General features: G+C 75.8%; 9 protein-coding genes. All 9 read left to right on the forward strand.

Going from position 1 to position 11,595, the window contains the following annotated elements:
* Positions 1 to 46 precede the first annotated feature (46 nt).
* The 9 genes from GA0070606_RS23270 to GA0070606_RS23310 all read left to right on the forward strand — a co-directional run bounded on the left by GA0070606_RS23270 (position 47) and on the right by GA0070606_RS23310 (position 11,587).
* Complete coding sequence (locus GA0070606_RS23270) at positions 47 to 1,207, forward strand: inositol-3-phosphate synthase (protein ID WP_091104204.1); 1,161 nt, start codon at positions 47 to 49, stop codon at positions 1,205 to 1,207.
* Positions 1,191 to 2,111, forward strand: a complete 921-nt coding sequence (locus tag GA0070606_RS23275) for an SCO3242 family prenyltransferase (protein ID WP_091104207.1) — start codon at positions 1,191 to 1,193, stop codon at positions 2,109 to 2,111. The genes GA0070606_RS23270 and GA0070606_RS23275 overlap by 17 nt, the downstream gene beginning before the upstream one ends.
* Positions 2,108 to 3,049 (forward strand): sugar phosphate isomerase/epimerase family protein, encoded by a 942-nt coding sequence (locus GA0070606_RS23280; RefSeq protein WP_091104209.1) that lies wholly within the window; start codon positions 2,108 to 2,110, stop codon positions 3,047 to 3,049. Before GA0070606_RS23275 ends, GA0070606_RS23280 begins: the two co-directional genes overlap by 4 nt.
* Positions 3,050 to 3,084: 35 nt before the next feature.
* Positions 3,085 to 3,687: an EboA domain-containing protein gene (locus GA0070606_RS23285; protein WP_091104212.1), complete on the forward strand. Its 603-nt coding sequence runs from the start codon at positions 3,085 to 3,087 to the stop codon at positions 3,685 to 3,687.
* Positions 3,687 to 4,550, forward strand: coding sequence for a TatD family hydrolase (locus GA0070606_RS23290; RefSeq protein ID WP_091104216.1), 864 nt, complete (start codon positions 3,687 to 3,689; stop codon positions 4,548 to 4,550). Before GA0070606_RS23285 ends, GA0070606_RS23290 begins: the two co-directional genes overlap by 1 nt.
* Positions 4,550 to 5,752: a metabolite traffic protein EboE gene (gene eboE, locus GA0070606_RS23295; protein WP_091104219.1), complete on the forward strand. Its 1,203-nt coding sequence runs from the start codon at positions 4,550 to 4,552 to the stop codon at positions 5,750 to 5,752. The genes GA0070606_RS23290 and eboE overlap by 1 nt, the downstream gene beginning before the upstream one ends.
* A 46-nt stretch (positions 5,753 to 5,798) precedes the next feature.
* Positions 5,799 to 7,364: an alkaline phosphatase family protein gene (locus tag GA0070606_RS23300; protein WP_245724777.1), complete on the forward strand. Its 1,566-nt coding sequence runs from the start codon at positions 5,799 to 5,801 to the stop codon at positions 7,362 to 7,364.
* Complete coding sequence (locus tag GA0070606_RS23305; protein WP_091104222.1) at positions 7,361 to 8,428, forward strand: polyprenyl synthetase family protein; 1,068 nt, start codon at positions 7,361 to 7,363, stop codon at positions 8,426 to 8,428. Before GA0070606_RS23300 ends, GA0070606_RS23305 begins: the two co-directional genes overlap by 4 nt.
* Before the next feature lie 315 nt (positions 8,429 to 8,743).
* Positions 8,744 to 11,587, forward strand: coding sequence for a PQQ-dependent sugar dehydrogenase (locus GA0070606_RS23310; protein WP_091104224.1), 2,844 nt, complete (start codon positions 8,744 to 8,746; stop codon positions 11,585 to 11,587).
* Positions 11,588 to 11,595: the final 8 nt, after the last annotated feature.

Genomic DNA, 11,595 nt, shown 5'->3' on the forward strand with positions numbered 1-11,595 from the left:
TATAACTCTATGCACGGCTGGTTCCTCCTGATCGGGAAGGAGCACCATGCGCACGGGTGTCTGGCTGGTGGGAGCACGCGGCTCGGTCGCGACCACCAGCATCGTGGGGGCGCTCGCCCTGCGGTCCGGGCTCACCGGCCCGACCGGCTGCGTCACCGAGCTGCCCGACCTGCGCGGGCCCGCCCTGCCGGCCTTCACCGACCTGGTCCTCGGCGGGCACGACGTGGTCACCACCCCGCTGGCGAAGCGGGCCGAGGCCCTGGCCGCCGCCGGCGTGCTGCCCGGCCGGCTGGTCGCCGCCCTCCCCGACGAGCTGGCCGCCGTCGAACGCGAGCTGCGTCCGGCCCCCGCCGGCGGCACCCAGGCGGACCGGGCCGCCGTGACCGTACGCGACCTCACCGACTTCCGCCGCCGGCACGGGCTCGACCGGGTCGTGGTGGTCAACGTCTCGGCCACCGAACCCGCCGCCCGTCCGCACCCGGGCCACGCCGACCCGGACGCGCTGGCCGCCGCGCTCGCCGGTGGCGACGAGGTGCTGCCGCCCAGCTCCCTCTACGCGTACGCGGCGGTGCGCGCCGGCTGCCCGTACGTCGACTTCACCCCGTCCACCGGGCTGCGACTGCCGGCCCTGGTGGCGCTGGCCGCCGAGCGCGGGATCCCGTACGCAGGGCACGACGGCAAGACGGGGGAGACGCTGGTCAAGTCCGTGCTCGCGCCGATGTTCGCGATGCGGCACCTGGCGGTGCGCTCCTGGTCCGGCGTCAACCTGCTCGGCGGCGGCGACGGCGCCACCCTCGCCGACCCGGCGGCCAACGCGGCCAAGGTGGAGAGCAAGCAGCGGGTGCTCGGCGAGACCCTCGGCCACCTGCCGCAGGGCGGCACCCGGATCGAGTACGTCGAGGCGCTGGGCGACTTCAAGACCGCCTGGGACCTGGTCACGTTCGCCGGGTTCCTCGGCACCGGGATGCGGATGGAGTTCACCTGGCACGGCTGCGACTCCGCGCTGGCCGCGCCCCTCGTGCTCGACCTGGCCCGGCTCACCGCCGCCGCGCACGCCGCCGGCCACGCCGGCCCCCTGACCGACCTCGCCTTCTTCTTCAAGGACCCGCTCGGCTCGCCCACCCACTCGCTGGCCGACCAGTGGACCCGACTGTGCGGCTTCGCCCACCGGCTGCACGCGGGAGGCACCGATGCCGCGCCTCGCTGACCTCGCCGAACTCGTCCGGGCGCCGGCCGCGCTCTCGGTGCCCGGGGACGTCGTCGCCGGGGCGGCGGCCGCCGGCACCCTCGGGCGGCGTACGCCCGCGCTGGCCGCCGCGTCCGTCCTGCTCTACTGGGCGGGGATGGCGGCCAACGACTGGGCCGACCGCCGACTCGACGCCGTCGAACGCCCCGAGCGGCCCATCCCCAGCGGCCGGGTGGCCCCCGGGGCCGCGCTCGGCCTCGCCGCCGGGCTCACCGCCGCCGGGGTCGCGCTGGCCACCGCCGCCGGGGGCCGGCGTGCCGCGACGGTCGCGGTCCCGCTCGCCGCCGCCGTCTGGGGGTACGACCTGGCGGCGAAGTCGACCCCCGCCGGCCCGGCCGTGATGGCCGCCTGCCGAGGGCTGGACGTGCTGCTCGGCGCGACTGGCGGCCGGATGCTGCGGGCGGTGCCGGCGGCGGTCACCGTCGCCGCGCACACGTGGACGGTCACCGCCCTGTCCCGCCGGGAGGTCAGCGGCGCCGACGCCGCGCTGCCGCTGCGTACCCTCGCCGGCACCGCCCTGGTCGCCGCGGGCGCCGCCGCGCCGCGCGTCGCCCCGCCGGTGCGGGACCGCCGTCCCGGCGCAGGCGCCGAACCGCCCGGCCGCGCCCCCCGGCGGGGCCCGGCCGCCGCGCTGCCCGCCCTGCTGGCCGGCTGGTACGCGGCCCGCTACGGCGCGGCCCAGGCCCGGGCCGCGGCCGACCCCCGCGCGGGCCGGGTGCGGGCGGCGGTGGGGGCCGGCATCACCGGGCTGCCCGCGTTGCAGGGCGCCCTCACCGCACGCGCCGGGGCCGGGCTGCTGGGGCTGGCGGTGGCGGCGGCCGCGCCGCTCGGCGGCCGGCTCGCCCGAAGGATCTCCCCGACATGACCGCCCCGACCCGTCCCGCGCCGGGCCCCCGGGGGCCGGCGGCGGCCGACGGCGGGCTCCGGTTCGGCTACGGGACCAACGGGTTCGCCAACCACCGGCTGACCGACGCGCTCGCCGTCCTCGCCGACCTGGGCTACGAGGGCGTCGCGCTCACCCTGGACCACGACCACCTCGATCCGTTCGCGGCCGCGCTGGCCCGCCGGGTGGCCGCCGTCGCCCGCCGGCTCGCGGCGCTCGACCTCGCCGTGGTCGTCGAGACCGGCGCCCGCTACCTGCTCGACCCGTGGCACAAGCACGCCCCGACGCTGCTGCACGACGACCCGGCGCGGCGGGTCGAGTTCCTGCGCCGGGCCGTGCGGATCGGCGCCGACCTGGGCGCGGAGGCCGTCTCCCTCTGGTCCGGCGTACGCCCCGACGCCGTCGCACCGGAGACCGCCTGGGACCGGCTGGTCGCCGGCTGCGCGACCGTGCTCGACGCCGCCGAGGCGGCCGGCACGACCCTCGGCTTCGAGCCGGAGCCGGGCATGCTGGTCGAGGACATCGCCGGCTGGCGCCGGCTGCGCGCCGCGCTCGGCGATCCGGCCCGCTTCGGCATCACCCTCGACATCGGGCACTGCCGCTGCCTGGAGCCGCGGCCGGTCCCCGAGTGCGTCCGCGAGGTGGGCGCGTACCTGGTCAACGTGCAGATCGACGACATGCGCCGGGGCGTGCACGAGCACCTGGAGTTCGGCGCGGGGGAGATCGACTTCCCGCCCGTGCTGCGGGCCCTGGGCGAAGCCGGCTACCGGGGCCTGGTCGCCGTGGAGCTGCCCCGGCACTCGCACGCCGCCCCCGCCGTCGCGGCCCGCTCGCTCGACTTCCTGCGCGCCGCCGCGACGGAGGCGGCACACCCCGAAACGGGTGACGCCGCGACGGAGGCGGCACGCCGGCAACGGTGACGGGGCCACGTCGGCAGCACGAGGGAGGAGACGGGATGACACCGGATCAACTGCGGGCCGCGCTGCGGGGCGTACCCGAGCCCGACTGGCTCGACGAGGCGCTGCGGCGGGTGGCGGCCGATCCGGCGACGATCGACCGGTTCTTCCCGGCCGCCGGGCGGCGCTGCGGCCGGGCGCCGCTGCCCGGGGCGCCCGGCTGGAGCGCCGACGAGGCGGCCCGGGCGCTGCTGCTGACCGCGCTGCCGACCGACCACGCGACCCACGCCGAGACCCGCTACCGGCAGGGCGACGCCGCCGAGAAGCGGGCCGTGCTCAAGGCCCTGCCGCTGCTGCCGGTCGGCGCGGCCGGGACGCCGCTGCTGCACGACGCGATCCGCACCAACGACACCCGGCTGCTGGCCGCCGCCCTCGGCCCGTACGCCCGGCACCTCGACCCGCCCGCCTGGCGGCAGGCGGTGCTCAAGTGCGTCTTCACCGGCGTGCCGCTGGCCGTGGTGCACGACCTCGACGCCCGCGCCGACGGCGAACTCGCCGCGATGCTCGCGTCCCTGGCCGCCGAGCGGCAGGCCGCCGGGCGCGCCGTGCCGGCGGACGCGACCGACCTGCTCACCCGGCTGCGCGACATCCAGGAGGCCTGATGCGCATCTTCGACCCGCACATCCACATGACCTCGCGGACCACCGACGACTACGAGCGGATGGCCGCCGCCGGCGTCCGGGCGGTGGTGGAGCCGGCGTTCTGGCTCGGCCAGCCCCGCACCAGCCCCGCCTCCTTCGCCGACTACTTCGACTCGCTCGTCGGCTGGGAGCCGTTCCGGGCCGGACAGTTCGGGATCCGCCACCACGCCACCGTGGCGCTGAACCCGAAGGAGGCCAACGACCCGCGCTGCCGCCCGGTGCTCGACCTGCTGCCGCGCTACCTCGACAAGGACGCCGTGGTGGCGGTCGGCGAGATCGGCTACGACTCGATGACGCCGGAGGAGGACGAGGCGTTCGCCGCCCAGCTCGCCCTGGCCGTGGCCCACGACCTGCCGGCCCTGGTGCACACCCCGCACCGGGACAAGGCGCGCGGCGTCGAGCGCAGCCTCGCGGTGGTGGCCGAGTCGGGGATCGAGCCGGGCCGGGTGGTGCTCGACCACCTCAACGAGGTGACGGTGGGGCTGGTCCGCGACACCGGCTGCTGGCTGGGCTTCTCCATCTATCCCGACACCAAGATGTCCCCGCCGCGCATGGTGGAGCTGCTGCGGACGTACGGGACGGAACGGGTGCTGGTCAACTCGGCGGCCGACTGGGGGCGCTCGGACCCGCTGCTCACCCGGGCCACCGGGGAGGCGATGCTGCTGGCCGGCTTCACCGACGACGACGTGGACCGGGTGCTGTGGCGCAACCCGGTCGAGTTCTACGGCCAGTCCGGGCGGCTCGACCTGACGGGCCTGGACGCCGCCGTCGACGCCGGGACGGGCACCTGGGCCGGCAACTCGATCCTGCGTGGCGGCAGCTGATGCGGCTGCGGCACGCCGGCGGCGACACCGTCCACCTCGGCTACTGCACCAACGTGCACCCCGCCGAGGACCTCGCCGGCATCCTGCGCCAACTGGACACCCACGCCGTGCCCGTACGCGAGGCGCTCGGCGCCGACCTGCTCGGCCTCGGGCTGTGGCTGGCCGCCCCGGTCGCCGCCGAGCTGGCCGCCGACCCGGCCGCCCGCCGCCGGCTACGGGCCGCGCTGGCCGCCCGAGGGCTGGAGGTGGTCACCCTCAACGGCTTCCCGTACGCGGCCTTCCAGGCGCCCGTGGTCAAGGGCGACGTCTACCACCCGGACTGGACCACGCCAGAGCGGCTCGCGTACACCCTGGACCTGGCCCGGGTGCTCGCCGACCTGCTGCCCGACGACGCGGCCCGGGGCTCGGTCTCCACCCTGCCGCTGGCCTGGCGGCGGCCCTGGGACGCCGCCCACGCGGACGCCGCCCGGCACCGGCTGGACCAGCTCGCGGCCGGTCTCGCGGCCGTCGAGCGGGCGACCGGCCGCAGCGTGCGGGTCGGGTTCGAGCCGGAGCCGGGCTGCGTGGTGGAGAGCACCGGGCAGGCCGTCGCGGCGCTGTCCGGCGTGGACACCGAGCGGCTCGGCGTCTGCCTGGACCTCGCCCACCTCGCCTGCGCGTGGGAGGAGCCCGCCGACGCGCTGGGCCGGCTGCGCACGGCCGGACTGCCGGTGGTGAAGGTGCAGGTGTCGGCCGCCATCGAGGCGCCCGCCGGGGCGACGCCGGCGCTGCGCCGCTGGGTGGAGCCGCGCTTCCTGCACCAGACCCGCGCGGCCGGCTGCGCGGGGGCCGCCGACCCCGCCGACCCCGCCCACGCCGCCGACGACCTGGACGCCGCCCTGGAGGCGCGGCTGCCCGGCCCGTGGCGGGTGCACTACCACGTGCCGCTGCACGCCCCGCCCGAGCCGCCGCTGGGCTCGACCCTGCCGGTGCTGCGCGCCGCGCTGGCCGCGCTCTACGCCGGGCCGGAGGCGGGCTGCGACCACCTCGACGTCGAGACGTACACCTGGGGGGTGCTGCCGGCCGCGCGGCGCCCGCGCACCGACGCGGAGCTGGCCGCCGGCATCGCCGCCGAGCTGGCCTTCGCCCGCGCGGAGCTGGTCGCCCTCGGCCTCGCGCCGGCGGGCCGCGCGGTCCCGGCGACGGCGGAGGTACGGCGATGAGCGGGCGTCAGCGAGCGAACCGTCGACACCGCGCGGGGGTGCCGGCATGAGCCGGCGGCTGGTGGTGCTGGACGTGGTGGGGCTGACCCCGCGCCTGCTGGCGCACATGCCGCGGCTGCGCGCGGTCGCCGACGCCGGCTTCCGCGCGGAGCTGGGCACGGTGCTGCCCGCGCTGACCTGCCCGGTGCAGTCGACGTTCCTCACCGGGGAGCTTCCGGCCGGGCACGGGATCGTCGGCAACGGCTGGTACTTCCGGGACCTCGGCGAGGTGCTGCTCTGGCGGCAGCACCACGCCCTGGTCGGCGGCGAGAAGCTGTGGCAGGCGGCCCGTCGGGTCGAGCCGGGCTTCACGGTCGCCAACGTCTGCTGGTGGTACGCCATGGGCGCCGACGTGGACTGGACGGTCACCCCCCGCCCCGTCTACCGGGCGGACGGGCGCAAGGAGCCGGACTGCTACACCGACCCGCCGGAGCTGCACGACGCCCTCACCGATGGGCTCGGCACCTTCCCGCTGTTCAGCTACTGGGGGCCGGGCGCCGGGCTGGCGTCGTCGGCGTGGATCTGCCGGGCCGCCGAGCGGATCCTCGCCGACCACGCGCCGGACCTGACCCTGGTCTACGTCCCGCACCTCGACTACGACCTGCAACGCTTCGGCCCCTCGTCGCCCCGCGCCGCCGCGGCGGCGGCCGAGCTGGACGGCGTGCTCGGGCCGCTGCTGGACGCCGCCCGCGCCCGCGACGCGACCGTGGTGGTGCTCTCGGAGTACGGCATCACCGACGTCTCCCGCCCGGTCGACGTCAACCGGGCGCTGCGCGCCGAGGGGCTGCTGCGGGTGCACACCCAGGCCGGCATGGAGTACCTGGACCCGTGGACCTCGCGGGCCTTCGCGGTGGCGGACCACCAGGTGGCGCACGTCCACGTCCGCGACCCGGCCGACGTGCCGGCGGTGGCGGCGCTCTGCGCGGGGCTGCCCGGGGTGGCCGAGGTGCTCGACGCCGACGGCCGGGCCGCGTACGGGCTGGACCATCCGCGCGCCGGGGAGCTGGTCCTCGTCGCCGAGCCGGACGCCTGGTTCACCTACTACTACTGGCTCGACGACGCCCGCGCGCCGGACTTCGCCCGGCTGGTGGACATTCATCGCAAGCCGGGTTACGACCCCGCCGAACTCTTCTTCGACCCGGCCGCACCGTTGGCGGCGAAGCGGCGGGCCGCCGTGGCGTTGGCGCGCAAGAAGCTCGGGATGCGCTACCTGATGAGCGTGGTGGGGCTGGACGCCGGCGCCCGGGCGGTGCGCGGGTCGCACGGCCGGCTCCCGGCCGACCCGGCCGACGGGCCGGTGCTGCTCTGCTCCGATCCGTCCGCCGCCCGGGACCGGGTCGCCGCGACCGAGGTCAAGGCGCTCCTGCTGGAGCTGGCGGGGCTGGCGCCGCCGGCGCTCCCCGGCACGGTCCCGCCACCGCGCCGCGCCGGGCCGTCCACCCCGGCGTCGGCCGGGCCGTCCACCCCGGCGTCGGCCGGGCCGTCCACCCCGGCGTCGGCCGGGCCGTCCACCCCGGCGTCGGCCGGGCCGCCCACCCCGCAGTCGGCCGGGCCGTCCAGGGAGGAGGCGTGACCGCCGTCGTCGCCCCGACCGACACGAGCGGGCTGCGGGCCCGGTTCGACGCCGCGCTCGCCGCCTTCCTCGACCGGCAGGGCCGGGACTGGCCGGACGGCGCGCCCCGGGGCGTCTTCACCGCGCTGCACCGGTTCGTGCTGGCCGGCGGCAAGCGGCTGCGTCCGCTCTTCTGCTACTGGGGCTGGCGGGGCGCGGGCGGCGCCGACGGCGCACCGATCGTGGCGGCCGCCGCCGCGTTGGAGCTGTTCCACGCGTTCGCGCTGATCCACGACGACATCCTGGACGGCAGCGACCGCCGTCGGGGCGGGCCGTCGGTGCACCGGCTCTTCGCCGACCTGCACGCCCGCTCGTCCTGGCGCGGCGACCCCGAGGCGTACGGGCGCAACACCGCGCTGCTCTGCGGTGACCTCTGCGCCGCCTGGTCCGACCAGATGTTCCACGAGTGCGGCCTGGACGTGGGGCGGGTGCGCCGGGGGTACGCGGTCTACGCGCTGATGCGCACCGAGGTGATCGCGGGGGAGTACCTGGACCTGGTCTCCGGGGTGGGCGACGGGTCGGTGGCGAGCGCGCTGACCGTCGTCCGGATGAAGGCGGCCCGCTACACGGTCACCCGGCCGTTGCAGATCGGGGCGACGCTGGCCGGGGCCGGGCCGGAGCTGCTCGCCGCGCTGGCCGAGTTCGGCGACCCGCTGGGCGACGCGTTCCAACTGCGCGACGACGTGCTGGGGGTCTTCGGCGACCCGACGGTCACCGGCAAGTCGGTCCTGGACGACCTGCGGGAGGGCAAGCCGACGGTGATGATGGCGCTGGCCCGTGGCGCCGCCGACCGGGCGCAGGCCGCGCGGCTGCGGGAGCTGTTCGGCAACCCGGCGCTCGACGGCGACGGCGCCGCCGAGCTGCGGAAGATCATCGAAGCCACCGGGGCCCGCGAGCGGATCGAGGAGATGATCCGGGTGCGCGCGGAGGCCGCCCTGGCGGCCCTGGGGGCCACCCCGGTGACCGCCGAGGCCCGCGCCGCCCTGACCACCCTCGCCGCCCGGGCCGTCGACCGTCCCCACTGAGTCGTGGCTTCGGGCAGGCGGCGACTTTTGACGAGATCGACGAAAGTTGGTGCCGAATCGGCGGAAGGTATGGACACATCGATGCTCGTCGCTTAATGTCGGGCCATCACGAATGTGTTTCGTCGAGGTGAACCGGCGGCGCGGGAACCCATCGACTGGTGACCTCCGATCGATGGGGTCCGCTCCATCCCTCGCAGGTCGCGGCCGGCCGGGCACGGCACCCCGGCGGGCCGACCGCATCCCCCCGCTACGGCATCCGGCGCGACGGCGCGCGCCCGCCCTGGCAGTCACTCGTCAGGAAGGGACGGCACACCCATGTCCACCCAGGACGTCTCCACTCCACGGCTCCGGCGACGCTTCTCCGCCGCCTCGGCGCTGCTGCTGGTCGCCACCGCCGGCACGGTCGCCCTCGGCGCCGGCCCGGCCCAGGCCCACCCCATCGTCGGCACCGACTTCCAGCAGGTCACCCTCGCCAAGGGCGTCGCCGAGGTGGGCGAGCCCATGACGATCGCGGTGCTGCCGGACCGGTCGGTCCTGCACACCGCCCGCAACGGCACCGTCCGGCGGACGGACTCCGCCGGCACCACCTCCGTGATCGGCACGCTGCCGGTCTACACCCACGACGAGGAGGGGTTGCAGGGCATCGGGGCCGACCCGAACTTCGCCAGCAACCGGCACATCTACCTCTACTACGCGCCACCGCTGGCCACCCCCGCCGGCGACGCGCCGGCGACCGGCACCGACTTCTCGGCCTGGCAGGGCGTCAACCGGCTGTCCCGGTTCACCCTCAACGCCGACTTCACGATCAACACCGGCAGCAGGGTCGACATCCTCGACGTGCCCGCCGACCGGGGCATCTGCTGCCACGTCGGCGGCGACATCGACTTCGACGCCGCCGGCAACCTCTACCTCTCCACCGGCGACGACACCAACCCGTTCGACTCGGCCGGGTACGCGCCCATCGACGAGCGCACCAACCGCAACCCTGCGTACGACGCGCAGCGCACCGCCGCCAACACCAACGACCTGCGCGGCAAGATCCTGCGGATCAAGGTGAACGCCAACGGCACGTACTCGATCCCGGCCGGCAACATGTTCGTCGACTCGGACGCGCGGACCCGCCCCGAGATCTACGCGATGGGCTTCCGCAACCCGTTCCGGATGAGCGTCGACCGGGCCACCGGCATCGTCTACGTGGGCGACTACGGCCCGGACGCCGGCACCACCAGCGCCCGGGGCCCCAGCGGCCAGGTCGAGTTCAACCGGATCACCGGTCCCGGCAACTACGGCTGGCCGTACTGCACGGGCACCAACACCGCCACCGAGACGTACGCCGAGTGGGACTTCGCCGCCGGGACCGGTGGGGCGAAGTACAACTGCTCCGGCGGGCCGACCAACAACTCGTTCCGCAACACGGGCCTGCCCACCCTGCCCGGCGCGAAGCCGGCCTGGATCCGGTACGCCGGCGACGCCGGCACCCCGCCGGAGTTCGGCGGCGGCTCCGAGTCGCCCATGGCCGGCCCCGTCTACCGCTACGACGCCGCGCTCAACTCCACCACCAAGTTCCCGCAGTCCTTCGACGGGCAGTTCTTCGCCGGCGAACTCGGCCGGGGCTGGGTCAAGCCGATCCACCTCAACGCCGACGGCAGCCCGGGCGGCATCGACACGTTCCCGTGGAACGGCAAGCAGATCATGGACATGGCGTTCGGGCCCGAGGGCGCGCTCTACATCCTCGACTACGGCACCGGCTACTTCAACGGCGACGCCAACTCGGCGCTCTACCGCTACGACTACATCGCCGGCGGCAACCGGGCGCCGACCGCTGTCGCCGCGGCCGACAAGACCTCCGGCGCGGCCCCGCTGACCGTGAACTTCTCCTCGGCCGGGTCCAGCGACCCGGAGGGCGGGGCGCTCACGTACTCCTGGGCGTTCGGCGACGGCACCAGCTCGACGGCGGCCAACCCCAGCAAGACCTACACCGCCAACGGCACCTACCAGGTCACGCTGACCGTACGCGACCCCCAGGGCGCCACCGGCACGGCGAACGTGCAGATCGGCGTCGGCAACACCGCGCCCACGGTCACCATCAACAGCCCGGCCAACGGCAAGCTGTTCAGCTACGGCGACACCGTGCCGTTCAGCATCACGGTGACCGACCCGGAGGACGGGGCCATCGACTGCACCAAGGTCAAGATGACGTACGTGCTGGGCCACGACAACCACGGCCACCAGATCACCTCGAAGAACGGCTGCTCGGGCTCGATCACCATCCCCGTCGACGGTGAACACGACGACGCGGCGAACATCTTCGCCGTCTTCGACGCCGAGTACACCGACGCGGGCGGGCTGACCACGCACAAGCAGCACACCCTCCAGCCGCGCAAGCGCCAGGCGGAGCACTTCAAGACCTCCTCCGGCGTCGGCACCTTCGACAAGGGCACCGCCGAGGGCGGCAGGACCGTCGGTGACATCCACAACGGCGACTGGATCGCGTTCGAGCCGTACCGGATCGACAACGCGACCTCGTTCAGCGCCCGGGTCTCCTCGGCCGGTGCCGGCGGCACCCTCCAGGTGCGGGTCGGCTCGCCCACGGGCACCGTGCTCGGCTCCGCGACCGTGCCGGTCACCGGCGCCTGGGACGCGTTCACCACGGTCAGCGGCAGCATCTCCGGGGCGCCGGCCAGCACCGGCACGCTCTACCTCACGTTCGCGGGTACGGGCACCGGCGCGCTCTACGACGTGGACACGTTCGCCTTCACCACCGGCTCGGCGGGGGTCCGCACCGGCCCGGTCGTCGGGCTCGGCGGCAAGTGCCTGGACGTGCGCAACGCCGCCACGGCCGACGGCACCCAGATCCAGATCTACGGCTGCAACGGCTCCGCCGCGCAGACGTGGACGGTGACGCCGAACTCGACGGTGAAGGCGCTGGGCAAGTGCCTGGACGTCTCGGGCGGCGCGTCGGCCGACGGGACGAAGATCCAGTTGTGGACGTGCAACGGCACGGGCGCGCAGAACTGGTCGGCCCAGGCGGACGGGACGCTGAAGAACCCGCAGTCGGGCAAGTGCCTGGACGTCTCGGGCAACAACCCGGCCGACGGTCAGGCCGTGCACCTGTGGACCTGCCACACCGGCGCCAACCAGAAGTGGACCCTGCCCTGACCTGAGGC

The organism is Micromonospora citrea, assembly GCF_900090315.1.
Lineage (GTDB): Bacteria > Actinomycetota > Actinomycetes > Mycobacteriales > Micromonosporaceae > Micromonospora > Micromonospora citrea.

Coding starts and splice junctions, on each gene's coding strand:
- GA0070606_RS23270 (WP_091104204.1), top strand. CDS start 47: ATGCGCACGGGTGTCTGGCTGGTGGGAGCACGCGGCTCGGTCGCGACC.
- GA0070606_RS23275 (WP_091104207.1), top strand. CDS start 1,191: ATGCCGCGCCTCGCTGACCTCGCCGAACTCGTCCGGGCGCCGGCCGCG.
- GA0070606_RS23280 (WP_091104209.1), top strand. CDS start 2,108: ATGACCGCCCCGACCCGTCCCGCGCCGGGCCCCCGGGGGCCGGCGGCG.
- GA0070606_RS23285 (WP_091104212.1), top strand. CDS start 3,085: ATGACACCGGATCAACTGCGGGCCGCGCTGCGGGGCGTACCCGAGCCC.
- GA0070606_RS23290 (WP_091104216.1), top strand. CDS start 3,687: ATGCGCATCTTCGACCCGCACATCCACATGACCTCGCGGACCACCGAC.
- eboE (WP_091104219.1), top strand. CDS start 4,550: ATGCGGCTGCGGCACGCCGGCGGCGACACCGTCCACCTCGGCTACTGC.
- GA0070606_RS23300 (WP_245724777.1), top strand. CDS start 5,799: ATGAGCCGGCGGCTGGTGGTGCTGGACGTGGTGGGGCTGACCCCGCGC.
- GA0070606_RS23310 (WP_091104224.1), top strand. CDS start 8,744: ATGTCCACCCAGGACGTCTCCACTCCACGGCTCCGGCGACGCTTCTCC.